This window comes from Paenibacillus sp. FSL L8-0340 (assembly GCF_038593145.1).
Classification (GTDB): domain Bacteria; phylum Bacillota; class Bacilli; order Paenibacillales; family Paenibacillaceae; genus Paenibacillus_AQ.
Genome location: NZ_CP151967.1, coordinates 6036548 through 6061487 on the forward strand (window position 1 = coordinate 6036548; position 24940 = coordinate 6061487).

General features: G+C 46.3%; 20 protein-coding genes and 1 tRNA gene. 1 reads left to right on the top strand and 20 read right to left on the bottom strand.

Going from position 1 to position 24940, the window contains the following annotated elements:
* Nucleotide 1: 1 nt before the first annotated feature.
* The 20 genes from NST07_RS27685 to NST07_RS27780 form a co-directional block, all read right to left on the bottom strand.
* Nucleotides 2–640, bottom strand: coding sequence for an acetyltransferase (locus NST07_RS27685; protein WP_342480564.1), 639 nt, complete (start codon nucleotides 638–640; stop codon nucleotides 2–4).
* Between the two features lie 27 nt (nucleotides 641–667).
* Nucleotides 668–1285 carry a sugar transferase gene (locus NST07_RS27690; RefSeq protein WP_342480565.1) on the bottom strand — a complete coding sequence of 206 codons (618 nt, stop codon included), beginning with the start codon at nucleotides 1283–1285 and terminating at the stop codon, nucleotides 668–670.
* 39 nt (nucleotides 1286–1324) lie between these two features.
* On the bottom strand, nucleotides 1325–2353 hold the full coding sequence (locus tag NST07_RS27695; protein WP_342480566.1) for a stalk domain-containing protein: 1029 nt from the start codon (nucleotides 2351–2353) through the stop codon (nucleotides 1325–1327).
* Entirely contained in the window at nucleotides 2350–3105 is a 756-nt protein-coding gene (locus NST07_RS27700) for a hypothetical protein (RefSeq protein WP_342480567.1), read from the bottom strand. Before NST07_RS27700 ends, NST07_RS27695 begins: the two co-directional genes overlap by 4 nt.
* 24 nt (nucleotides 3106–3129) lie before the next feature.
* Nucleotides 3130–4962, bottom strand: a complete 1833-nt coding sequence (locus NST07_RS27705) for a nucleoside-diphosphate sugar epimerase/dehydratase (protein ID WP_342480568.1) — start codon at nucleotides 4960–4962, stop codon at nucleotides 3130–3132.
* 40 nt (nucleotides 4963–5002) lie between these two features.
* On the bottom strand, nucleotides 5003–5692 hold the full coding sequence (locus NST07_RS27710) for a CpsD/CapB family tyrosine-protein kinase (RefSeq protein ID WP_342480569.1): 690 nt from the start codon (nucleotides 5690–5692) through the stop codon (nucleotides 5003–5005).
* Nucleotides 5673–6449 carry a Wzz/FepE/Etk N-terminal domain-containing protein gene (locus NST07_RS27715; protein ID WP_342480570.1) on the bottom strand — a complete coding sequence of 259 codons (777 nt, stop codon included), beginning with the start codon at nucleotides 6447–6449 and terminating at the stop codon, nucleotides 5673–5675. Before NST07_RS27715 ends, NST07_RS27710 begins: the two co-directional genes overlap by 20 nt.
* A gap of 99 nt (nucleotides 6450–6548) precedes the next feature.
* Complete coding sequence (locus NST07_RS27720) at nucleotides 6549–8555, bottom strand: S-layer homology domain-containing protein (protein WP_342480571.1); 2007 nt, start codon at nucleotides 8553–8555, stop codon at nucleotides 6549–6551.
* Between the two features lie 146 nt (nucleotides 8556–8701).
* On the bottom strand, nucleotides 8702–9484 hold the full coding sequence (locus NST07_RS27725; RefSeq protein ID WP_342480572.1) for a CpsB/CapC family capsule biosynthesis tyrosine phosphatase: 783 nt from the start codon (nucleotides 9482–9484) through the stop codon (nucleotides 8702–8704).
* A gap of 103 nt (nucleotides 9485–9587) precedes the next feature.
* A complete protein-coding gene (locus NST07_RS27730) occupies nucleotides 9588–10175 on the bottom strand; it encodes a non-ribosomal peptide synthetase module (protein WP_342480573.1) in 588 nt (195 codons plus the stop codon).
* A gap of 183 nt (nucleotides 10176–10358) precedes the next feature.
* Entirely contained in the window at nucleotides 10359–11030 is a 672-nt protein-coding gene (gene yihA / locus NST07_RS27735) for a ribosome biogenesis GTP-binding protein YihA/YsxC (protein WP_342480574.1), read from the bottom strand.
* Between the two features lie 12 nt (nucleotides 11031–11042).
* The gene (gene lon, locus NST07_RS27740; protein ID WP_342480575.1) at nucleotides 11043–13406 is read right to left on the bottom strand and encodes an endopeptidase La; all 2364 of its coding nucleotides are present in this window, start codon (nucleotides 13404–13406) and stop codon (nucleotides 11043–11045) included.
* Between the two features lie 268 nt (nucleotides 13407–13674).
* On the bottom strand, nucleotides 13675–14097 hold the full coding sequence (locus tag NST07_RS27745) for a VanZ family protein (protein ID WP_342480576.1): 423 nt from the start codon (nucleotides 14095–14097) through the stop codon (nucleotides 13675–13677).
* A 58-nt stretch (nucleotides 14098–14155) separates the two neighbouring features.
* On the bottom strand, nucleotides 14156–15868 hold the full coding sequence (gene lonB / locus NST07_RS27750) for an ATP-dependent protease LonB (RefSeq protein ID WP_341095837.1): 1713 nt from the start codon (nucleotides 15866–15868) through the stop codon (nucleotides 14156–14158).
* Between the two features lie 1082 nt (nucleotides 15869–16950).
* The gene (locus tag NST07_RS27755) at nucleotides 16951–17622 is read right to left on the bottom strand and encodes a type IV toxin-antitoxin system AbiEi family antitoxin domain-containing protein (protein ID WP_342480577.1); all 672 of its coding nucleotides are present in this window, start codon (nucleotides 17620–17622) and stop codon (nucleotides 16951–16953) included.
* A gap of 482 nt (nucleotides 17623–18104) precedes the next feature.
* The gene (gene ispG / locus NST07_RS27760; protein WP_038600570.1) at nucleotides 18105–19244 is read right to left on the bottom strand and encodes a flavodoxin-dependent (E)-4-hydroxy-3-methylbut-2-enyl-diphosphate synthase; all 1140 of its coding nucleotides are present in this window, start codon (nucleotides 19242–19244) and stop codon (nucleotides 18105–18107) included.
* A 101-nt stretch (nucleotides 19245–19345) separates the two neighbouring features.
* On the bottom strand, nucleotides 19346–20602 hold the full coding sequence (gene clpX, locus NST07_RS27765; RefSeq protein ID WP_341379659.1) for an ATP-dependent protease ATP-binding subunit ClpX: 1257 nt from the start codon (nucleotides 20600–20602) through the stop codon (nucleotides 19346–19348).
* A 12-nt stretch (nucleotides 20603–20614) separates the two neighbouring features.
* Nucleotides 20615–21205, bottom strand: coding sequence for an ATP-dependent Clp endopeptidase proteolytic subunit ClpP (gene clpP / locus NST07_RS27770; protein WP_038595829.1), 591 nt, complete (start codon nucleotides 21203–21205; stop codon nucleotides 20615–20617).
* Between the two features lie 289 nt (nucleotides 21206–21494).
* Nucleotides 21495–22823, bottom strand: a complete 1329-nt coding sequence (gene tig, locus NST07_RS27775) for a trigger factor (protein WP_341095840.1) — start codon at nucleotides 22821–22823, stop codon at nucleotides 21495–21497.
* 97 nt (nucleotides 22824–22920) lie between these two features.
* The gene (locus NST07_RS27780) at nucleotides 22921–23766 is read right to left on the bottom strand and encodes a hypothetical protein (RefSeq protein ID WP_341097771.1); all 846 of its coding nucleotides are present in this window, start codon (nucleotides 23764–23766) and stop codon (nucleotides 22921–22923) included.
* 221 nt (nucleotides 23767–23987) lie between these two features.
* Between NST07_RS27780 and NST07_RS27785 the strand changes: the two genes are divergently transcribed.
* Nucleotides 23988–24061 (top strand) — tRNA-Arg (locus NST07_RS27785).
* The last annotated feature ends 879 nt before the right edge of the window (nucleotides 24062–24940 follow it).

Consider the following 24940-nt stretch of genomic DNA (forward strand, 5'->3'; position numbering starts at 1 on the left):
ATTATTGTTCATCTCCAAAGTACTTTTTTATTGTTGAAGGGATTCCGGCAACCATAACATTATCCGGTACATCCTTTATTATTACAGCGCCAGCAGCAACTATGACATTTTTTCCAATAGTAATATTATTATTAACTTTCGCACCGACACCCAGCCAACTATCCTCTTTCACTGTAACCGTTCCACTAATATTTACTCCTGGAGAGATATGAACTCCCTCACTTATTATGCAATCATGATCAACTGTACTCGACGTGTTAACAATACAACCCCTACCAATAGAGGAATTAGCATTTACTACAACTCCAGCTAACGCTACAGAACCTTTACCCAAACTACTAAAACCGCTAATTGTACTATAGGGATGAATTATTGTTGCTATATTGTATCCCTCTAGTTCTAACTTATCTAACCAGTACATTCGGGCGCTGTTATTTCCAATCGCAACAAATACTGTCCAATTTTCCTGGAGATGATATTGATAACTTTCAAACCTCCCTAAAACAGGAAACCCCAACACTTCATTTAAGTCATTGTTATTATCTAAAAATGCTATATCACTCCATTTACCAGAAGCCATTGCTGCATCTGCCACAACTTTCCCATGACCACCTGCTCCTAATATTAAGAGCTTAGACAATATAACACCTTCTATTTGTTAAATTTTTTAACTTTCAACATGATTACCTGTAAAAATCGGCATAGTAGCATTTTGTGAATTGTTTATCCCGTCTCTAATGACAACATTTCTAATTGTTTTGAGCACTATTCTTAAATCCATGCGAAAGCTGATATTATCGACGTACCAGACATCATATTTAAATTTTTCTTCCCAGCTGATCGCATTTCTCCCATTAACCTGAGCCCATCCCGAGATCCCTGGGGTAACTTCATGTCTTCGAGCTTGTTCAGGTGTATAGTATTCTAGATACTGGACTAATAATGGCCGAGGTCCAATAAAACTCATATCTCCTTTGATAACATTTACCAATTGAGGTAACTCATCGATACTGGTCTTTCGCAAGAAAGATCCTACTCTAGTCATTCTCTCTATATCTGGCAATAAGTTCCCGTTTATATCTCTTTCCAATGACATCGTTCTAAACTTAAAAACTGTAAAAATCTCACCATTTAGCCCTGGCCGCTTCTGACGAAATAATAGAGGCCCTTTAGAACTCATCTTTATAGCTATACTTGCTGCGAACATAATAGGGGAAGCAATAATTAGTAGTAAACAAGCAAAAAAACAATCAAGCATTCTCTTTATTAATAGATACGGCTTCATGTTCTCTTATCCTCTTCTTTATAAAATAAGAGGCGGAGTTTAGTCCGCCATACCTGCAACTGCATTTAATCCATTCTGAATTTCCGACTCAAACGCACTTCTATACTGATTAATAATATCCGTACTATAACCGTTAGCTTTCAATTGTTGTTCAGCATCTGACACTATACTATTAAAACTGCCTGTGAATGATGCTAATTGCTGTTTCCCCTTAGCTATAATACTTGCTTTGCTAGCATCGTCTTGAGCTGCTAAATATTCCATAGCCGTGCTGAATAATGTTGATTTACTTTGTGATTTCAAGTTATTAAGTTTGGATTCCGTTGCACTTGTAATTTCTTCGTACGATACTTTTCCTGTAGCACTTGATCCACCAGTTGGGGAAGAACTTACTGTAGGGGATGGTTCCGGTCCTACGTTACCTGCTGTATTCCCCCCATTCGCTTGTTCTTCATTTATATGTTCTACGTAGCCCTTAGATTTAGCGGTAATTGTCATCGCCTTTTGATCCCAGGAGATTTCATTCCCGACTGATTCCGAAAGGAAGCGAAGTGGCACATATAAAGTTCCATTTACTAAATAACTAGATTGACCTTTGGGAAGAGTTTTGGCATTTCCATTAAAAACAAAGTTAGCTTTCGCATCACTTAAAGTTACACTCTTTGAAACAAAAGTATCCTTGTTTATCGTTACATTCATCAAATATTCTTTTATCACTACCAACTCCGAAGAGCTAGGTTCGTTTACTGTAACCTTAAGATTCTTAGCATCCCAAGCCACACTCTTTTGAAGCGCATAAGACATAAAGCGAAGTGGTACATAAGTTGTATTGTTATGAATAAACACCAACTGACCAGAAGGTGGTACCAGGCTTACACCATCAAAATTCATTTTGACATCCATGTTTTGTACTTTAATGAAATTATTATTAGTTGATACAGATGTAGTTGATACTACTTTTGCTGTAGGAGCTGCTGACGCAGAAAGAGGAGCTGAAGCTGTCAATGGAGCAGCACCTATTAACAAAACAAGCAGCAATGCTGCTGCCGGAACCTTTACTTTATTCATTGCTTTTCACTTTCCTTTTCTAGTGTTTTTTCCTCTGCTATAACCTGATCTTGAGTTTTCCCTTCACTCACACCGTACTTTTTGGCAATTTGCGAAAGCTCATTATATTGTTCCTCAGAAACCTTACCAAGAATAATACTACGTGCTTCCCGCTTCTCGTCAATGGTCAAGCCCCCAGAAGCTAATTCCTGCAGACGTTTTATATCGGATATACTTAACTGACTCATGACTATCGATGCAACATCTGCTTTTTCTTTAACAGTTACATTTTCTTGGATATCCTTAGCCTTATCAGCTGATACCTGTGCAGAATACCCATCTGGATTATTATTCTCCACAACGGCCGGACTACTTGTTGGTTTAGTAGTGGTGACGGGCCCTGTCTTCTCTCCACTATTCTTAGAAGCACTCTCTGTTGCTGCTGGCCGTTCTGTTTCCTCAACTACATTTGCTGTATTCTTAGGCAACACAGTCTCAACAGGGGCGTCATCATTACTAGTATTCACATTAGTAGTTATATCAGGAGTTGCTGTTGCGGTTTGTGCTGTAGTCGGTGCTGTAGTTGCTTCAGGCGTTTCTTCTACTACAGTTTGGCTATCTAATGCATTGTCGGATTCTAAATCTAAACCTCCAGCCATTGAAGTCATAAGCTTATCAACAGCATAATTAGCAGCAAACAACCCTCCGATTGCTAATACTAAAATAACAGACAGAGACCATGCAAGTACTTTCTTCCATCTCTTGTTGAACATAGTAATCCCCTCCGATCATTATAGTTAGCTAATAGCGGCTTGAGCAACAGGCTGCATAGGAACAATCTGATTAATAACCTCTCGAATCGCACTCGGTTCCTCTGCCAATACACGCTCCAGACGTTTGAATTCCAGTTCCAGCTGATTTTGACTAATCACGTTGGGTCTGCCAATAAATATCCGGTCATGCTGTGTTGAGCCAAGATTTTCTTCATCTGTTAGCAATTCTTCGTATAGCTTCTCACCTTCTCGAATCCCCGAGAAAGTAATGTCAATATCCTTGTAAGGTTCAAAGCCGGATAATGTAATCAGATCTTCAGCCAAAGTCAGAATTCTCACTGGTTCCCCCATGTCCAATACAAATACTTCGCCGCCTTTGGCAAAAGAACCAGATTGAATGACCAATTGTACAGCTTCCGGTATGGTCATGAAATATCTAACCATCTCGGGATGAGTTACAGTTACCGGACCACCAGCAGCGATCTGCTGCTTGAAAGCGGGAATTACACTGCCACGACTGCCCAATACATTACCAAAACGTACAGCTGAAAATTTAGTCTGACTTGTAGTGTTTAAACTCTGTACGTACATCTCGGCAATACGTTTGGTCGCCCCCATCACACTGGTAGGATTAACAGCCTTGTCTGAAGAGATCATTACAAAACGTTCTGCACCGAATCGGTCAGCACCATCTGCTACATTGCGGGTACCAAACACATTATTCTTAATGGCTTCCGATGGATTCCGCTCCATTAGAGGAACGTGCTTATGCGCTGCCGCATGAAAGACAACATGCGGTCTAAATGTGCGGAACACATCCATCATTCGATTGCGATCCTGCACATCTGCGATTACCGTAACGATTTCGAGTTCGGGAAACTTCTTTCGCAATTCCATTTCAATAGTGTAAATACTATTTTCACCATGTCCAAGCAATAACAGCTTGTCCGGATTAAAGGGGGCAACTTGACGACAAAGTTCAGATCCAATGGATCCTCCTGCGCCCGTAATCATAACTATCTTATTGTGAACATAGCCCAGGATACCATTCAGATCAGCCACGATAGGCTCACGCCCTAACAAATCTTCTACACTTACATCACGAAGCTTCTTTACGGATATTTTCCCAGAAATAAGGTCGTTCAAAGCAGGAATAATCTTCAACTTGGCTCCTGTTGTCTTCCCCAGATTAATAATCTCAGAGATTTCAGTTCTGGATACAGAAGGCATCGCAATAATAATTTCATGAATGTGTTTTTCTTTAACAAGACGTGGCAAATCATATCTGTTGCCCAAAACTGGCAAGCCCAATATCGACATATGATATTTATTATTATCATCATCAATAAATCCAACAATCTTAGTATGAGCGAAAGAAGGGCCCATCATCTCCTTGGCAATCAGCATTCCGCAATTCCCAGCTCCAACAATAATAGCATGAGTTTCGGTATCCTTATAGTTAATCCGGTCATTATGGAAAACTCTCCACAAGAAACGAACTCCACCTACTAATACCAAAATCGTCTCCATTGTCCGAACTTCAACACCAAAGGGAACGCGTGCTGGAAGAAGCAACAGCGCAACACCGTAAGAGATTATTGCGCCTATTAAAATGGCTTTAAAAATAGAAACAATTTCTCCAATGCTAGCATATTGCCACATCCGCCGATAAAGACCGAAGTAAATCAAACTCCCCCCGATAGCAACCGACGAGATCAGACCGAATTGTAACATCTGAATAACATATTCATGGGGGATTCCTTCATAAAAGCGAAACATATAGGACGTTACAATACTAAGCCAAATAATAACCAGGTCTATCAGGAATAACATGAACACTCTGGATTTCGCTGTCATTTTTAGTGCCTCCAAAAATAACAAATTTCTCTACAGTACATTAATTTCCATAGTAGTAGTAATAGTAGCCTTCGCTGGCTTTACGTTTGACATTATTGAGTACCACTCCCAGCATTTTAGCGCCTACACGATCCAGATTCCCTTTAGCTTTGGCAGCAATATCCCGTTTGACCTTACCATAACTCACTACCATAATGACTCCGTCACTCTTGGAAGCAACAATCTGCGCATCTGTAACAGCCAATAATGGCGGTGTATCAATCAGGATCACATCAAAGTTCTGACGTAGTTCTTGAATTACTGTGCTCATCCGATTAGAGGCCAGCATCTCAGCAGGATTCGGAGGAATCGGACCAGAAGTCATCAAGTAAAGATTATTCACTCCAGACTCCTGAACCACTTCTTTGAGTACAGCCTGTTGAGATAACAACGAGGATAACCCGTAACGATTGCTTAAAGAAAACGTCTTGTGGGCTGTTGGTTTTCGTAAATCCCCGTCAATCAACAACACTTTCTTGTCGGCCTGAGCATACGCAGCCGCTAGGTTGGCAGAGACAGTAGATTTCCCTTCTTCCGGACCGGAGGAGGTAACCATAATTACTTGAATCTGTTCATCCACGGAAGAAAAATCAATATTGGTACGAAGCGCACGAAAAGCTTCAGAAATAGGTGAACGAGGGTTCGTCACGGTAATCAGATGGCGTTGTTGGTTATTTGGTTGCTGTGACATGTTCGAGTTCCCCTGCCTTTCTGGACAATAACTGCGCTTGTGTTTCAGTCCCTTTGCCTTCTTCTTGACCCACTCTTGTGATCATAGCAATTGTTGGCAGACCGAGGTATTTCTCAATATCATCTTCCGTCTTCAGCGTATCATCCAAATATTCCAGCAGGAAAGCAATCCCGAGTCCAATCATAAGGGCAACAATGAAAGCAATAGCAATGTTCATAATTACATTGGGTTCAACTGGACCCGGCTCAACAGTCGGGTTGGTCTTGGCTTCATTTAGAATGGAGACGTTCTGTACATTGAACAGCGAAGGTATTTCTTGCTTGAACACAAGTGAAATGGCATTCACAATTTCTGCAGCTCTCTGGTATGAATTATCTTGAACGACAAGTGTCATCACCTGCGTATTATTTACGGAACTCACGTTTACCTTCTTCAACAACTCCTCCGCAGTGATATCAAATTGCGGATAGTTCTTGGCTACGACATCTAGAATCGCCGGTGTCTTGATAATTTCCTTGTACGTGTTAATCAGCTGTATGTTCGTGTTGATCTGGTTAAGATCAAGCTGACCTACCGTAGATTGTGTAGGTGTCTGATTCACAATGATCTTCGTGGAAGCTTCATATACGGGATTCTTGATATACAAACTGTATATTCCGGCAAGAATACTTGCCACTACTACAATACTAACAATTAACCAAACTCTTTTCCTGACAATCTGAAAATAATCGCGAAGATCCAATTCTTGTGCTGACAAGTGAATTTCCCTCCAAGCTGTTTCTGTAATATTTCAATCCACGCTAAAAAAGTGCCCCCTCTCACGTAGACGAGAGGAGGCTCTCCACTTGCTTATTGCTTACTTGAAGTTAATAGTACGATAGATAATTACTGCAGCTTCTGCACGGCTAGCTGTGTTTGTAGGGTTAAACTTACCAGCATTACCGATTACCAAGTTGTTGCTGGCAGCGAAGGCTACTCCATCTTTCAGCGTAGCATTGATCTTAGCAGCATCAGTGAATTTGTTCAGAGCCGAAGCATCTGTCTTTGCATCTGGGTGAGTCAATTTCAATGCACGGGAGATCAGAGTAGCCATCTCAGCACGTGTAATCGTTGCAGTTGGATCGAATGTAGTTGAAGTACGGCCTTGGATAATACCCTTCTCTGCAGCAACAGCTACGTAAGGAGCGTACCATGCAGTAGAACTCACATCGCTGAAGCTTTCAGTTGCTGTGCTGTTTTCCAAGTTCAAAGCACGAACCAGCATCTTAGCGAATTCCCCACGGGTAACATTGTTCTTAGGAGCAAATTTACCATTTCCGATACCTTCAATCGCGCCCTTAGCAGCTACGACTTGAATTTGTCTTCCAGCCCAAGCTTGAACTTTAGCAATATCACTGAAACTTACTTTGTTCTCAAGTACAGCATAGGAAGAGAATGTATCACGTGGTTCAACGATATGTTCGCCATCCAGCACGCCGCCTTGGAATTGCAGATCACTGTATACAACTTTCGCTACAGACAACAGTTCTTTATCAAGACCTGTAGTATCCTTAAGCGGCAGTTTAATAGTCAACGGTTGTTTAAATGTTGTTGTAGCCACACCACCAACTGTCAAACCGAAGTCATATACTTTAGAAGCCAATTTCAACTTGGAAATGGAAGTTACCGTAGCATCTTCACCTGTTGTAGTAGTCAAAGTAACAGCATCGCTGAATTGTGCTACTGGAATAGTTACAGTCAATCCGTTAAAAGTAATAGCAATGTTCGCGATACCTTTAGCTTTAGCAGCTTCAATAATCACTTTGGACAATGGAACTTTTACAGTCTTAGCATTCACTGTTCCGAGGTTCAAAGTGAGGGTGAGACCGGTCTTCCCAGGGTTTGCAGCCAGAAGGGCATCAAATGCTTTGAGTACATCGGCGTCAACCAAATTCAATGTAGCCACATCGCCCACAATGCTTACAAGCTTGGATACATCATAGATGCCTGGTGTAGCAGTAGGATTAGTGACTACTGTACCACCAGTACCGCCACCAGTACCGCCACCGTTATTACCGCCATTGTTACCGCCAGCTTGGAGGTATGCGTTGTAATATGCTCTTGCAAGCACCAATGCCGCAGCCTTTTCTTTAGTAACGGATGCTTCGTTTTGCAGGTTATTCTTCACTGCCGCAAGTTCAACTCTGGTTACTCCGAACTTATTGAGTCCGTTAAGCACACCATTAACAGTAGAGGAACCCACTGCAACTTTAAGAGTAGCTTCTTTGGCTTGTTTGAAAAGAGCACTGTTCTCGTCTTGCAACGCTGCAAGAATCACAGCTTCACTTTGTCCCTTGAAGAGAGGGATCAGTGTTTGTTCAACACCGTTTGCACCGAAGATGGAAGTGTATACTTCATCAACAGTTAGGTTAGGCAGGCCAATTTCTCCAGCAATCTTCTTCACCAAGTCTTTGTAAGCTTGGTAGTTCTCAGACTTCTGAATGTCAGTTACTGCTGAATACTCAGGAGTATATACAGATGTAACGATCTCCACATAAAGTTTGTGTAACAGAGATTTGTCAGCCTGTGTCAGGAAAGTCAACTTATCCGTCACGGGAGCAAAATCCGCTTCCAATTGTGCTTGAGTCAAGCCCTGAAGCTCTCCACGGAAATCGCGCAGGATTTGTTTGTCAGCTTCTGCCAAAGTTGCATACAACACATTAGCACGATCTTTCAAAGCTGTAAAAATTACGTCATTGCTAGATGCCGCAGATGCAACGCCACTCAAATGTTTAGCCAAACCTTGGCTGCTGAAAGGGAAGCCTGCTACAGATGCTGCTGCCATACTTACTGCTAGTGTTGATACTGCTAATTTTTTCTTCAAAGTCACTTTTCATCCACCTCTTTGTATGTAGTGTTGAATCTGTTACTGCTGTTGCTGTTAGAATAGGTCATACTAAGCCAACTCTATTCAAATAAAATGTAACAATAACCCAGTATTACCCATTCTACCACTATTCGAGAGATTGGTCACGCTTTACGAGAAAATATTCCGAAGATTTTTTGACTTTTTTTGCGGGAACCCGTATAAAGCACTCGAACTAGCTCCTCGTTGGCTATAATTCTCTGTGAATTGTGGCGAAAACAGTCGGAAACGGCAGCCCCCAGTTCTTTCTCCACAACGTTGTAAGCTTCACTGAGACCAAAGGGCCGATGACGGCTGTCATGCGCATCGGAAGCGATCACATGAACAGCGTTTCTTCGACACAGGTCGAGTGATAGCTTCTGCAGTTTGCTTCCAAAGACTCCGGCAATACTCTGCGCTGTGACTTGCCCTAGTGCTCCCAGCTCTATTAATCTTTCTAATTTGGCGGGATCATCAGCAATTTCAGCATTGCGCTCCGGATGGGCAATGACTGGGACAAAACCTAAAATCATAAGCTCATGGCAAGTTTCCTCCATGCTGCGTGGTACCCGAGAAGAAGGCATTTCTAGCAATATATACTTTGATCCCGCAAGCGTCAGCAACTGGCCTTGTTCCAAATCAATTAGGAGATCCCCGTATATGCGGATCTCCTGACCAGGCAGTACTAGCAGGTTAATACCAGCTTGTTGAAGTCTCTCATTCAGAAGCTGAACGGCTTGTCCAATATTTGGAGCGGGATTCATATATACTCCATTGGCATGATGAGGTGTAGCTATTGCCGTAGAAATACCATCCTTCTGGGCGTCCTGTGCCATGGCGAGAGCCGCTTCCCAGTCTGCAGCTCCATCATCCATAAAAGGTAAAATGTGGTTATGAATATCTATCATATACTTTTTATCGATCCTTTTCTAGCTTTATTTTATAGATTTTTCGCAAAAATACAACCATTTCACTGGGGAATAATCGCTAGAATTAATGTGTAATTCATTCCTACAATTCCAATTCTATCAAACGCCGGTTTATCGCTGTAAGTTTACCGTCAATTTTACCTATCATTTTATCGCTCTGGACGGTAAGTCTGCAATCTAATAAACTATCAATTTCGAGGCGCAGCGCCGCAATCTCCCGTTCTATTGCGTCAGACTTAAAGAGAGTCATCATCTCCGATAAGGACTGTTTATGCTGATAGATCAGCTTGCTGCCATTAGCAGTAAGCTCTGAAATCCGGCGGACCGATCCACTCTCATAATAATACTCCATTGTGATTCCTTGATAAATCCTATTCACTGAACCAGACCCCTTATAAGTGACAAAAAGCTTGCGGACTGCATTATTCAGATGAGGGTTCACAACCCGGCAGGAAAACGTGCAGATATAGAGATGCCCCCGGCGTTCCACATTGAGGCGAATCGCTTCTCCCCCGTTTTCCTCCAGTACAATCTCCTGTTCTCCACCTCCGAGGACCTTAACACGGTGGCTGATAAAGCAGGTATCGGCTGTGAGCAGAAACTGGTTCATCTGAAATTCTGTCATTTGCAAAGTTGTATTTACATATTCCGTCGCCAATCGCTGAGCCATAACCATCCCTCTATTCTTATAGCAATCATTAGATTGATTATACAACGTAGAGCGGCGGGTTTCTCTCATGCTAGAGGAGGCTAAAGACCATTGCTCCCTCTTATAGCGTGGGAATGGGAGGATAGGTGAAGAATTCGCATTGATCCTATGATATACGCATATTTTCTATAGATCAGGACCAACTTATTCTTCAGAGGTATCCTCAGACTGAGACTGAGATGCTTCTCCGGGTTCCTGGCTCTCCCGCTCATCCGCTAGCTCTTCTTCAGAAGGAAGGCAGTATCTCTCAATCAGTTCCCACAGTTCATCTTTGCCGAGGCCCAGCTCCGAGGAGAAGGAGATGAAATTATCACCCGGCAATACGCCGAGCTCCTGTTTCATAATTTTGATATGTTTTGGCCAGCGGGTCTTGGGAATCTTGTCCGCTTTGGTTGCCACTACGCAGAGCGGCAGATCATAATGCTTCAGCCAATCAAACATCATTTTGTCATTACTGGTCGGTGGGTGGCGCAAATCCACTATAAGCAGAATAAGCCTTAGCGTGTCCCGCTCTGCCATATACTTTTCGACCATTTTCCCCCATGAGGCACGTTGGGTTTTGGAAACCTTGGCATACCCGTAGCCCGGAAAGTCAACAAAATACATATCTTCATTGATACGGTAATAGTTCATATGCTGTGTCTTGCCCGGTGTGGAGCTGGTACGGGCCAGATTTTTACGGTTAATCATCCGGTTGATCAGGGAGGACTTCCCTACGTTGGAGCGCCCTGCCAGAGCAATCTCCGGCAAGGCGTCAACTGGGTATTGATCAGGGCCTACGGCGCTGATGATAAATTCGGCATTGTTAACTTTCATAGGACTTCCTTTCTAATGCACACTACTCGGCGCTTCACTGCTAATTTCTGTATGATGTTCAACAAGTGCATGCTGCAGCACCTGATCCATATGGGATACTGGCACAAACTCCACATCGTTGCGTACGCTCTCCGGGATATCCTTGAGGTCGCGCTCGTTGTCCTTCGGAAGAAGGATTTTTTTGTAACCGGCACGGTGGGCAGCCAGCGATTTCTCCTTGAGCCCGCCAATCGGCAGGACACGCCCGCGCAGCGTAATCTCCCCCGTCATTGCCACGTCTTTAGATACATAGCGTTTGGTCAGTGCGGAGATCAACGCAGTAGCAATGGTGATCCCTGCAGAGGGGCCATCCTTCGGTATTGCACCTTCAGGGATGTGAATGTGAATGTCGTTTTTCTCATGAAAATCCGGCTCTAGTCCCAGCTCCTCCGCCTTTGAACGGGTATAGCTGAAAGCAGCCTGTGCCGACTCCTTCATCACATCACCCAGTTGTCCCGTAAGCGTCAGCTTGCCAGTGCCCTGAACAACTGTCACTTCGATCAGCAGCGTGTCGCCTCCAACCTCGGTCCATGCCAGCCCGGTTACGGTGCCAATCTGATCCTCCAACTCGGCCATACCGTAACGGTACTTCGATACACCGAGATAGTCCTTGACCTCACCCGGCAGGATACTGACTTGTAACTTCTCATCGGATACAATCTGCTTTGCTGCTTTGCGGCATAGTGCCGCGATCTGCTGCTCCAGATTACGTACCCCGGATTCCCGGGTATATTCGCGGACGATCTTCAGCAGGGTGTCGTCTTCAATGGACAGCTGTTCATCCTCCAAGCCATGATTCTTACGCTGCTTCGGCAGCAAATAACGGCTGGCAATTTGTAGTTTCTCCAGTTCTGTGTAACCGGGAATGAAGAGCATCTCCATCCGGTCAAGCAGTGGACGTGGAATGTTATGCACAGCATTCGCAGTTGTCACGAACATAACATTCGACAGGTCGAACGGCAACTCGACGAAGTGATCGCTGAACGTATTGTTTTGCTCCGGATCAAGCACCTCCAGCAGTGCCGCCGAAGGGTCGCCGCGGAAGTCCGCCGCCATCTTGTCAATTTCGTCGAGGAGAAAGACCGGATTAACACTGCCCGCTGTCTTCATCCCCTGAATGATCCGGCCCGGCATTGCACCGACATAGGTGCGGCGGTGGCCGCGAATCTCAGCTTCATCCCGCACGCCGCCCAGAGAAATGCGCACGAACTTGCGGTTCAGTGAACGGGCAATCGAACGAGCTAACGAAGTTTTGCCGACACCCGGAGGCCCTACCAGACAGAGAATCGGGCCCTTCAGCTTCTTGACCAGCTTTTGGACGGCCAGATATTCCAGCACCCTTTCCTTCGGTTTCTCCAGACCGTAATGATCCGCATCCAGCACCTGCTCCGCCTTCAGAATATCCAAATCATCCTCTGTCGATTCGCTCCAAGGCAGACTCAGCAGCCAATCCACATAGTTGCGAATGACGCTGCCTTCCGCCGAGCTAGCGGGCATTTTTTCCAATCGGTCGATTTCCTTCTCGATCTTCTCCTGCACACGCTCCGGCAGATTCTTTTCTTCCATCAGGCTGCGCAGCTCATCCGCTTCACCGGCCCGGCCTTCTTTTTCGCCGAGCTCCTTCTGGATCGCTTTCATCTGTTCACGCAGATAATATTCCTTCTGGGTTTTCTCCATCTGTTTCTTCACACGCTGGTTGATCTTGCGCTCAAGTTCAAGCACTTCCCGCTCATTGTTAAGGATATCGAGCAGCTTCTCCAGGCGTTTGCTGACATCAATGGTCTCCAGAATCTCCTGCTTATCTTTAATCTTCAGCGCCAAATGGCTCGTGATGACATCGGCGAGTCTTCCCGGCTCTTCAATATCGGAGACAGCAGCAAGCGTTTCTGGGGTGACTTTTTTGGACAAAGTGATGTAGTGCTCGAATTGGCTCAGTACGGTGCGCATTAGAGCATCACTCTCCTGATCCACATCCTCCTGCTCTGGCAGCTCGCGCGCCATCACCTCGTAAAACTCCTCATTATCCATATAATGAATAATTTCGGCCCGCTCCACACCTTCCACCAGCACACGAATCGTGCCGTTGGGAAGCTTCAGCATTTGCCGCACATTCGCGACGGTACCGACCCGAAAAATATCTTCTTGTCCCGGCTCCTCAATATTCACTTCCGACTGTGAACAGAGGAGAATCAGGTTATCTTCAACCATAGCTTTTTCCAGCGCCCGAACGGACTTCTCGCGGCCCACATCCAAATGAAGAACCATACTGGGGTACACAAGAAGACCTCTAAGGGGCAATAAAGGAAAACGACGACCTTTTGTTTTGTTTGGTATCATCGCTTTCGCACCTCCCATGGTTCTCAAGTAGTGTCATATGCATTCATTCTAACAAAAGCGGCATCAAAACACCAACAGGCTGCCTTTCAGTGTAAACGTTCTACGTCTTTCCAGCATATCAACGCAGCAATTAGTATTTGCGACTCCCATGTGGAATATGTCCGTTTGTAGATAAAGCGGACAAAAGGAACAAGAAATTGTGCTGAAGTTTGGAATTCTCAAAAAAAGAGCGGCGGGTTTCCGCCACTCTTTCGCTGTGAAGCAACATCTAATTCGCATTGCTTAAATTGCGATCAAACTTAATTCTGTTCACTATCTGCACAACCATCGCCCCTAACAAAACACCGGCAGAATCAATGGCTACGTCATACAGTCTGCCGTCACGTCCAAAGTATAATTGGAGCAGCTCTGTCAGCAGGGCAAAAGCAATGGATACAAGAATACTCAGGACGGTGCTCTTACTGCGTCTATAGAACAGGACTGCCAGCACAGCAAATCCTGAGAAATGTCCTATCTTTCTGATGATATACGCGGAAGTATACTTCAAATCCAGCGTCGTCAGTTCGTGGAAATCGGCTGAACCCAGCCAACGGAAAGATGGAACGGTGCCATTCACCCAAAAGCTGGAGTCAGAAGCACAGGTGAATACAAGCAACAGAATGGCCCATGCGATAAGCACAACAGTTTTCATTACAATACCCACTTTCAAATTACAGTGTTTATAGTATCGCAGATTTGTAATCAAAAATCTAATTTTGCATATCCCCTGCAGCGTCAGCCTTAAAGAGCGAAGGTGACGCAGAGAACGTTTCGCCGGAGACTGCAGGCAGCCTTACATCCGCGGTCTCTGCCCCAAATAGGTGACGGAATACCTCTTCCACCGTCTCCACCGGAATGACCCGCAGGGGGGCGAGGTCGGCGAATAAGGATTGCCAGTTTTCTTTCGGAATCAGCACAGTAGTTGCTCCAGCCTGAAAAGCTGCCTCTACCTTGGCGATTACGCCGCCGACTGGCTTAACACGTCCGTGAATCCCGATCTCTCCGGTGATGGCAACAGTGTTGTCAACCGGCAGACGGCGGATTGCGGAGACGATGGCAACAGCCATTGCTACTCCAGCGGATGGACCGTCAATCGGCGTACCACCGGGAAAGTTTACATGCAGATCGTAACGGTCCGGCTCCAAATTCATCGTGCGCAGGACCGTCAGCACGTTCTCTACAGATCCTTTGGCCATACTCTTGCGACGGATCGTGCGCGATCCCCCGCCAATCTCTTCTTCATCGACCACACCGGTAACGTTTAGCCGACCCTGACCGCTGGCAGGTGCAGCCGAAACTTCAATCTCCAGCAAAGTACCCATACCAGGTCCATACACCGCCAGGCCGTTGACCAGCCCTATCTGAGGCGATGATGGAATCTTGCGTTCCGTCCGCAGCGGCAACTGACTGCTGCCAGCCACCCATTCCACATCTGCTGCAGTCAGAGTGTCACGTTGTTCGGTCAAAGCCTGCCCTGCGGCGAGTTGGATCATATTGACGGCTTCCCGGCCATTAGTGGCATATTGCTGCACCACAGTCACGGCTTCCGGGCTCGGCTTCAGACCAATTTTCTGAATCGCATCACGCCCGATCACGGCGATCTCATCAGGCAGCAAAGGACGGAAATAGATTTCCATGCAGCGTGAACGCAGCGCCGGTGAAATTTCATCAGGAGAACGCGTGGTTGCTCCGACGAGACGAAAATCGGCTGGCAGACCATTTTGAAAAATATCATGGATATACGCAGGTGTATTGCTGTCCTCGGAATTGTAATAGGCGCTTTCCAGCAGCACTTTGCGGTCTTCAAGAACTTTTAGCAGCTTGTTCATCTGAATGGGGTGAAGCTCACCGATTTCATCCAGAAAAAGAATCCCGCCATGCGCCTTGGTCACAGCACCCGGCTTCGGCTGGGGCACGCCTGCCACTCCCATTGCACCGGCCCCTTGGTAGATCGGATCATGCACTGAGCCAATTAACGGATCGGCAATTCCCCGTTCATCAAAACGGGCTGTTGTCGCATCAATTTCTGTAAATTTGGCATCACTTTTAAAGGGGGACAGCACATTTTTTTTCGCTTCCTCCATGACAACACGGGCAGCAGCAGTCTTGCCGACTCCCGGAGGTCCGTAAATGATGACATGCTGCGGATTGGCGCTGCACAGCGCCGCCTTCAGGGCGCGCAGTCCATCCTTTTGCCCGACGATATCGCCAATGGAGGCCGGACGCGTCTTTTCCGAGAGCGGTTTGGTTAGAGAAATCATCCGCATCTTCCGCAGCTTATCCAGCTCCTTGCGCGACTCACGATCCACCGCCGTCTTATTGGTCTTCTGTCCCCGCAGCAAATTCCAAAAATAAACGCCGATAACCAGCGCGAAAAAGAGCTGCACGATCATCAGCAATATGCTCAATGAGCTTAATTCCATAGGTCATCCTCCCATTTCATTCAGTCTACCTGGTCTATACCGTTGGCTACTACTAGGTAGTATAGCCGTTTCGGTCATTCGTAAACGCAGTGGGGACAGTATTTATGAAAGATTAACTAAATTTTGGATAAGAATTCAGGGTTTTGACCGAAGGCCAGATTGACGGGATTGTTATCTGTATTTTATAGCTGAATGTTACAGGATGAATAAGGGGGGTGATGTAGGAAAGGGTATGGGCGGACAAGATCGGCAAGGAGTTGGGCATCGTAATGAGGGTCAGGCGCGGATCGCCTTCGTGCTAATGCTGCAACTAGGGGCACGAGAGGCCAGGTGATTGTCGTTGTTGAGGGTGATAGAGCGTAGTTTCTGACATCTATTTAGTCCTAGCTACGAGCGCTAGACCGTTGATAAGGATGTCTTGCGTTGCTATTGCGGGATGATATGATGTCTTGGTGTAGCTGCGGCCACTAGTCGTTGATATGCACCACTAAACGTAGCTGTAGCTGTGGGCGAAAGTACGTTGATGCGACGTCTTGGCATAGCTGCGGCCACTAGTCGTTGATATGCACCACTAAACGGAGCTGTAACAATAAGCGATAATACGTTGATGCGACGTCTTGGTGTAGCTGCTTGCCACTAGTCGTTGATATGCACCACTAAACGGAGCTGTAACGATAAGCCGATAGTACGTTGATGCGACTTCCTCGCGTAGCTGCGGTCACCAGCCGTTGATATGCCCTTCTAAATGTTGCTGCTGCGGGCCATACATTGAGCAGCCTCACAAAAACTTTTGAACAGACTTTTCCCCAAAGGGAAATACCCCCTCTATTTCAAGATATTTAATCTATATAGCTAAAATAGAGGGATATCCTCCCTATATTTTTAAAGATTATTATAAAATCAGCTTTTCCATTAAAAGTTAGCGGGCAAATTCCCCGCAACTTGTAAGCACGAGCATATCACAGCAAATTTATAGGGAACATTTCCCGCTATCCCAAGGTTTTACTGTTCTTCGCTTACTAAAATCCTCCCATCCTATTTCTCCATGTTCGACACACCACTTAGTTGCAGCACTAACTCTACTATTCCCAGTAACTGAGAACATTGCGCGCCAGCTCATACCTTACCCTCCGGACACCCTCGCCACGTTTTGCAGGTATTAGCCAACCTTTTTCACATAACTTATACAACATGTGCCGGGCTGTTTTAGGATCGAGTGAGAAATATTCAGCTACATCCTGCGGTCGTACGGTTCCGGCCTGACGGATTACAAAACGCATAATTTCTCTCTCAACCAGCAGTAACTTCTCCACTGGAACAGCTGGTGCTATATATCTGCTCAACACCATGCGCAGTAAGGTAACACATAATTCAGGACACTGCTCCACATCATCGTAGGCAAAGGAGACGACTTGGTAACCCATTGCACACAGAAACGTTTCGCGGTTCAGCTCATTACTATATTTCTGTCTGTCCATATCCTTTACATGTGCAGCATAACCTTTGATCTCCAACAGGAGTCTGATCGTTCCCGGCAAAAATGCAAAATCAGCAAAATAGGAACGGCCGCGCCAGTCCGTGACTTCGTATTCCGGATGAAGATCGCAGAAGTCACCACGCAGCGGCCACCATACATTTTGCAGAAATAATGCTTCGGCATGCCGATGCCCCCTCTCCAGCCTCCCCCTTCGCTCTCCGCTCCTAGAATCTAGATGATGCTGAATAAACTCTTCAATATTCGGCTTGTGATACATATCCGCTAATCCCCCTTTGGTTATATAAAATAAAAAACGCCCCATTTCACCGCCGGATCACCCGTGGTGCAATGGGACGTTCTACGTCACCTTGCTTCATACTATAAAAAAATTAGGAACAACTATCTATACTTAGAGGGAAATACGCCCGCTATTATATCCAGAATGCTTGTTTCTCGAGCAATAAAGGGAATACTGCCCTTTAATTATTTCTAAAGCTCCTAATCGTCCTAAGATGATTGTATTAAAGGGAGAAATTCCCTCTACACTCTTCATTCTCCTGAATAATAACAAATTATCGGGAGTATTTCCCCTTAGTTAATTCCAATTAGTGCAATTATAGTATAGCCAAACTTCAGAGCAACGAGTTTCAATCAGCAGCTGGATGAAGCATGGATAAAAAAGGAAGCTTGTTCAACTGGTCAAACAGTTGCAATTTCCTTCAATTGCTATCGGCTTAGAATTTTTTAGAATAAGTTCTACTATTCTTCCGGATTACCCACGCCTATTGCAGGAGCCAGTCCGGCATGCTTGCGGCCGGGGATTTCACCCGTTGCTTCAAAGTGGGCGACGATGATGTCGATTTCCTTCTTCAGTTCGGAGACAAGCTCTGCCTCAGGAACCTTGCGGATCATTTTGCCGTAACGGAACAGCAGTCCCTCACCACGGGCACCGGCGATGCCGATATCGGCTTCACGGGCTTCTCCGGGGCCGTTAACGGCGCAGCCCAACACCGATACTTTGATCGGCACCTTCAGCTTGGAAATATACTCCTCTACTTCGTTCGCGATGGAGAAGAGGTCAATGTCCAGGCGTCCGCAGGTCGGACACGAGATCAAGGTGGCAGCATTGGAGATCAGACCAAAAGTCTTGAGCAGTTCACGCGCTACCTTCACTTCCTCAACTGGATCGGCACTGAGCGAGATCCGCACGGTGCTGCCGATGCCCATAGAGAGCAGTGCCCCGATACCTGCCGAGCTCTTCACGGTTCCTGCGAACAACGTGCCCGATTCTGTAATGCCCAGATGCAGCGGATAAGGAATGACTTCTGCTGCCTTGCGGTAAGCCTCGATAGCCATAGGTACATCCGAAGCCTTCAGGGAAACGATAATGTCATGGAAATCGAGTTCCTCGAGAATTCCAATATGATAAAGTGCGCTCTCGACCATGGCTTCCGGAGTAGGGTAGCCGTATTTCTCGAGCAAGTGGTTTTCCAGTGAACCGGCATTTACGCCGATGCGGATCGGAATTCCTTTTTCTTTGCAGGCTTTGACTACAGCTTCCACCTTGTCGCGGCGGCCGATGTTGCCGGGATTGATCCGGACCTTGTCGATACCGTTCTCAATAGCCAGCAATGCCAGCTTATAGTTGAAATGAATATCCGCTACAAGCGGAATATGAATCTGCTTCTTGATTTCCTTGATCGCAGCAGCCGCTTCTTCATTGTTGACAGTTACGCGCACGAGCTGGCAGCCCGCTTCCTCCAGCCGCAGGATTTCAGCGACCGTAGCTTCCACATCAGCGGTTTTGGTCGTACACATGCTTTGAATAGCAACCTCATTGTTTCCCCCGATAATAACTCCGCCAACATTGACAGGACGGGTCTGGTGTCTCAAGAACATGGTTTTCTCCCCCATAACGATCAAAGCTCCACCCCCACCGCTCCCGCTTTGTGAAGCGGGATAGCGGCAAAAAGGTGGAGTCTGTGAATTGTATTGTTTAATTAGGCGCTTTCTTCCTTCTTCTTGTCTTTCTTGATGCCCAGCTCAGGCAACGCCTTCTCTTGAACGACCTTCTCCGTAATCACGCAGTCCTTGATGTCATCGCGCGAAGGAACCTCATACATCACATCAAGCATAATACTCTCTATGATTGCACGCAGACCACGGGCACCCGTGTTACGTTTGATGGCTTCCTTAGCGATGGCTTCAAGCGCCAGCGGTTCAAATTTCAGCGCGACATTGTCCATTTCCAGCAGCTTGATATACTGCTTGGTGAGCGCGTTTTTCGGCTCGGACAGAATGCGTACCAGCGTATTCTCATCAAGCGGCTCTAGCGTGGAGATTACCGGCAGACGGCCGACAAACTCAGGAATGAGACCGAATTTGAGCAGGTCTTCAGGCAATACCATGGACAGGTATTCGCCTGTCTTCAGGTCCTTCTGACCTTCAACAGCAGCGTTGAAGCCGATGACTTTTTTGCCGATACGGCGTTTGATCATTTGCTCCAGACCGTCAAAAGCACCGCCCACGATGAACAGGATGTTCGTCGTGTCGATTTGGATAAACTCCTGGTGAGGATGTTTGCGTCCGCCTTGCGGTGGTACGGAAGCTACAGTGCCTTCCAGAATCTTCAGCAGGGCCTGCTGTACACCTTCACCGGAAACGTCGCGTGTGATGGACGGATTCTCGGATTTGCGTGCTACTTTATCAATTTCATCAATATAGATAATACCGCGTTCGGCTTTTTCCACATCATAATCTGCAGCCTGAATCAGCTTCAGCAAAATGTTCTCAACATCCTCACCCACATAGCCCGCTTCCGTAAGAGAAGTGGCATCTGCAATGGCAAACGGAACGTTGATAATCTTCGCCATGGTCTGCGCAAGCAGCGTTTTACCCGAACCTGTTGGACCGAGCAGGAGAATATTGCTCTTCGTCAGTTCAACGTCTTCGATCTTGCTTTGGCTGTTCACACGCTTGTAGTGATTATATACAGCAACGGAGAGCGATTTCTTCGCCTGCTCCTGGCCGATTACGTATTGATCAAGAATATCACGGATTTCCTTTGGTTTCGGGATATCCTTCAGGTCCAGCTCTTCCTCATGGCCGAGCTCTTCCTCCACGATTTCCGTGCATAGCTCGATGCATTCGTCACATATATAAACACCAGGTCCTGCTACAAGCTTACGAACCTGCTCTTGTGATTTGCCGCAAAAGGAACATTTCAATTGCCCTTTTTCATCATTAAATTTAAACATCTTACCACCCCTTTAAGATATGATCGGTGAAGAGAGTACCTGGTCAATAAGCCCATATTCCTTCGCTTCTTCCGCGCTCATGAAGTTATCGCGGTCCGTATCCCGTTCGATTTTTTCAAGGGGCTGACCTGTGCGATCCACATATATTTGATTCAGCTTATGTCTAGTCTTGAGTATCCAATCCGTGTGAATCCAGATATCGGATGCCTGCCCTTGAACGCCGCCAAGCGGCTGATGAATCATGACCTCACTATTGGTCAGCGCGTATCTTTTACCCGGAGCTCCGGCAGTAAGCAACAGCGATCCCATACTGGCTGCCATTCCTACGCAAATCGTAGAAACATCGGGTTTGATGTATTGCATCGTATCATATATACCCATGCCGGCTGTCACAGAACCACCAGGCGAATTGATGTACAGGTGAATGTCTTTTTCGGGGTCATCTGCTGCCAGGAACAACAACTGGGCAATAATCAGATTGGCGACATCATCGTCAATTGCATTGCTCAGGAAGATGATGCGATCCTTCAGCAATCTGGAATAGATATCGTATGACCGTTCTCCCCGACTTGTGGATTCCACAACCATTGGTACCAGACTCATGCCACCAACCTCTTTTCTCTATACAGATTAGTCTTTCCGTTCAGAAATATTTTAACACGTTCAAGGCGGTATGTCATTTTTTCACTGCTGAGGAAATCCGCATTGCTCATGTGCCTGCCATTATAGCGCAATTCCAGACACATTGCCAATCCTCTGTTCGGTTATGTACCTCGAAACGCCAGCACCCGATAAAAATAAGGCACGTAACTAACTTACGTGCCTTATCAACTGTCTATGGAGGCCGTACTACTGCTTGGCCGTTCTAGGTAAAATATAACTCCAGAAAAAATTACTCAGCGCTTGTTTCTTCAGCAGCTTCTTCAGTTGCTTCAACTTCTACGCTGCTGGATACGAGCAGTTCAATGGTCTTGCGCAGCGAAATTTCTTCGTTCAAGCTGCTCAGGGAACCGTTAGCTGCAAGGATGCTGCGGATTTCTTCAGGAGAACGTTTGAAGGATTCAGCCATGGAAGCGAGCTCTTGGGTCACTTCTTCTTCGGAAACTTCAATTTTCTCTTCCTTCGCGATCACTTCAAGCACCAGGTTGTTGCGGACGCGTTTTTCGGCATCGTCTTTCATTTGGCTCTCAAGATCTTCACGGGTTTGGCCGGAGAAGCTGAGGAACATATCCATGTTCATGCCTTGTTGGCGAAGACGGTTGTCGAAATCGCGAACCATGTTTTGAACTTCACTGGTGATCATTGCTTCAGGAATTTCCACTTCAGCATTAGCTGCTGCTTTGTCAACTACTGCAGTTTCACGAACGCCTTTCAGCTCTTCCTGTTTGCGGGATTCAAGCTGTGCTTTCAGATCTGCTTTGTATTCTTCCAGTGTGTCGAATTCACTTACATCTTTGGCGAACTCGTCATCCAGGGCAGGAAGCTGTTTGCGTTTGATTTCATGCAGCTTCACTTTGAATACAGCAGCTTTACCTGCAAGGTTCTCTGCATGGTAAGCCTCAGGGAAAGTAACTTCTACATCCTTGAAATCACCAGTGGACATGCCTACAACCTGCTCTTCAAAACCTGGGATGAAGGAGTTGCTTCCAAGTTCCAGGGAATGACGTTCTGCTTGGCCGCCTTCGAACTGCACGCCATCTACGGAACCGTCAAAGTCGATTACAGTGATATCGCCATTAGCTGCCGCTTCATCTTCAACAACAACCAGTTCAGCATGACGTTCTTGCAGACGTTTCAGTTCGGCATCCAGCTCTTCTTCTGTAACTTCAGCTTTTTGAACCGGAACTTCCAGGCCTTTGTACTCGCCCAGTTTCACTTCAGGTTTAACAGTGATCTTCGCTTTGAAAATAAATGCTTGACCTTTAGCGAATTGCTCGATGTCCACTTCAGGACGGTCTACCGGGAAAATATCGGTTTGCTCAACAGCTTCGCCGTAAACTTCAGGAAGAAGAATGTCGATGGCATCCTGGTACAGGCTTTCTACACCAAAACGGGATTCAAAGATCGGCCGAGGCACTTTACCTTTACGGAAACCAGGTACGTTTGCTTTCTTAACCACTTTATTAAAAGCTTTGTCGAGTGCTGCAGCTACGCGTTCTGCTTCCACTTCGACTTCAAGAACTCCAAGGTTCTTCTCTATTTTTTCCCAAGTTGCCTTCATAATATACTTTTCCCTCCAAAAATAGGTTACATATTTACCTTTAAATAATCACGCAATTCACGCACAGAATAACCATTATATTATATACAACATCGCTTTATTTATCAAGTAGAGAACTCTTTACAAATCCTTTGAGAGAACGATAGGCTCCTTCAAATTGAAAGCGCATGCCTCCCGTTATCCCGTACATCCCGCGTGTTTCTTCCTCCTGCCGCGTTCCGTTCAGGCTTTCTGATACCATTTGATGCAGCGCACCCGCCCAAATATCGAGCAGCGCATCCTCTCCGTCCAACAATTCCCGATATTCGGCCGAACCGTAAATCGACATGATAAATTGTCCCCAAAGCTCTTGGGCAAAATAATAAAGTGTAGGCTCATGAACCTCCGCCTGCTCAGCCACCCGTTCCATCACTTGGCTTACCTGCAGCGGGAAATCCTCATTTTGCAGGGGTACCGTCTCAATCTCCACAATCGACGCTTCCTGTCCGCGCATCAGCTTAATGGTTCCCTGTGCGCCGCGCCTCCGGAGGGTCTGCAGTGTACGGAATTGCAGCAGCGGATGAACGGTTGCCTTTTCCAGCCAGTCTGTCAGCGTCTCGTCGACATGTCCGCCCTCCAGATAAGAAAGCTGCTCCAGTGCCAGGATCGTCGCTTCTGACAGCGGCTCGTTCATGATACGCTTCAATAACTTATCAGGATAATCCGCATCCTCTTCCTGCTTCGATTTAGCCAGTATGCGGGCCATGTCCTCTTCCTTAAGATCCTGCTCTTCACCGGGAGCGGCATCTTTCGCATCTCCGCCCTGGGCAGCGTACGGAAAGGCCGCCTCCAGCCAGCTAAGCAGCGACTGCCATTCCTCGTAGTGCCGCTCTTCCTGACCTTGGCATTGCAGCAAAAAGCGCAGCAGTTCCATCGCTTCCCCATAACGTTCACTCTCCAGCATCACCGTGAGCTGAATCTGATAGTAATCCAGCGTCTTCGGAAACAGCACGACATTCTCTTTGGCAGGGGAATTCGAATGATTAATGAGGGCACCTCCTTTTCTCCGAACCTTAGTCAATTGTAGATTATAGCATATCCCGGCTAGGTTTCAAAAAAACAAGTTGAAAAAGTTGTCTATGTATGATAACATAATTTTTGCTTGCTTTTCGCTCAAGCTATTATGTCCCGGTAGCTCAGTTGGATAGAGCATGCGCCTTCTAAGCGCACGGTCGGGGGTTCGAATCCCTTCCGGGACGTCCTTTCAGAAACAGCCTTCCTTCGGGGAGGCTGTTTCTGCGTTCAGGCGAGCGGAGCCCGCTGCAGGCAGGCGCGTCTGAGAATTCAGTGCAGTTCGGAGTTAGAATGTCGGGAACACGATGTCAGCTGGACGTTGGCGCGTCCGGCAACGCAATGCCTTCTGACTGGTCGTTAGGCATCTAGAATTGTGAAGCCCCCGGGGGTTCGTTAGACGTCTGGAACGGCGAGCGATGCCCATTGGGGGACTACCATATCTCTGAATGAAGTCCGTTGGGTGCTGAGCGACCACAAACGAAAATACTAGTGGTTCAGTTCTGTGTCATCTCGGCTACTGCGGACTCAGGGGACGCTATTTAGTCAATTACCAGACATCCGGGGGAGTCGCGGACTCCAGGGACGTTATTTATAAGAAATTCAACCTAAATCGGGGATTTTAGCACAAATAACATCTCCTCAGTCCGGATGCGCCTAAAATCAGCCTGATCTCCAATAATTAGGACTCCTGGGTCCGAAGCGGGTGAGCAATAGCGCCTTTCGTCAGCAGATACAGATTCCGCTTGAATTCTTCCCATTGTCCTCCTTCCTTTAACACCTCAAGCTCCATGCATAAAAGAAACAACCCCGCCTGATAACAAGCGGGGCATTTGCCTATTTACCGACTGCGGTTATCTGCTGGTTAGATCCACCTACCGGCTGCGTTTATCTACTGGTTAGATCCACCTACCGACTGCGGTTATCTACTGGTTAGATCCACCTACTGGCTGCGTTTATCTACTGGTTAGATCCACCTACCGACTGCGGTTATCTACTGGTTAGATCCACCTACTGGCTGCGTTTATCTACTGGTTAAATTCACCTACCGGCTGCTACTGGTTGAA

Coding starts and splice junctions, on each gene's coding strand:
- NST07_RS27690 (WP_342480565.1), bottom strand. CDS start 1,285: ATGAAGCCGTATCTATTAATAAAGAGAATGCTTGATTGTTTTTTTGCT.
- NST07_RS27695 (WP_342480566.1), bottom strand. CDS start 2,353: ATGAATAAAGTAAAGGTTCCGGCAGCAGCATTGCTGCTTGTTTTGTTA.
- NST07_RS27700 (WP_342480567.1), bottom strand. CDS start 3,105: ATGTTCAACAAGAGATGGAAGAAAGTACTTGCATGGTCTCTGTCTGTT.
- NST07_RS27705 (WP_342480568.1), bottom strand. CDS start 4,962: ATGACAGCGAAATCCAGAGTGTTCATGTTATTCCTGATAGACCTGGTT.
- NST07_RS27710 (WP_342480569.1), bottom strand. CDS start 5,692: ATGTCACAGCAACCAAATAACCAACAACGCCATCTGATTACCGTGACG.
- NST07_RS27725 (WP_342480572.1), bottom strand. CDS start 9,484: ATGATAGATATTCATAACCACATTTTACCTTTTATGGATGATGGAGCT.
- NST07_RS27730 (WP_342480573.1), bottom strand. CDS start 10,175: ATGGCTCAGCGATTGGCGACGGAATATGTAAATACAACTTTGCAAATG.
- yihA (WP_342480574.1), bottom strand. CDS start 11,030: ATGAAAGTTAACAATGCCGAATTTATCATCAGCGCCGTAGGCCCTGAT.
- lon (WP_342480575.1), bottom strand. CDS start 13,406: ATGATACCAAACAAAACAAAAGGTCGTCGTTTTCCTTTATTGCCCCTT.
- NST07_RS27745 (WP_342480576.1), bottom strand. CDS start 14,097: ATGAAAACTGTTGTGCTTATCGCATGGGCCATTCTGTTGCTTGTATTC.
- lonB (WP_341095837.1), bottom strand. CDS start 15,868: ATGGAATTAAGCTCATTGAGCATATTGCTGATGATCGTGCAGCTCTTT.
- NST07_RS27755 (WP_342480577.1), bottom strand. CDS start 17,622: ATGTATCACAAGCCGAATATTGAAGAGTTTATTCAGCATCATCTAGAT.
- ispG (WP_038600570.1), bottom strand. CDS start 19,244: ATGTTCTTGAGACACCAGACCCGTCCTGTCAATGTTGGCGGAGTTATT.
- clpX (WP_341379659.1), bottom strand. CDS start 20,602: ATGTTTAAATTTAATGATGAAAAAGGGCAATTGAAATGTTCCTTTTGC.
- clpP (WP_038595829.1), bottom strand. CDS start 21,205: ATGAGTCTGGTACCAATGGTTGTGGAATCCACAAGTCGGGGAGAACGG.
- tig (WP_341095840.1), bottom strand. CDS start 22,823: ATGAAGGCAACTTGGGAAAAAATAGAGAAGAACCTTGGAGTTCTTGAA.
- NST07_RS27780 (WP_341097771.1), bottom strand. CDS start 23,766: ATGCTGGAGAGTGAACGTTATGGGGAAGCGATGGAACTGCTGCGCTTT.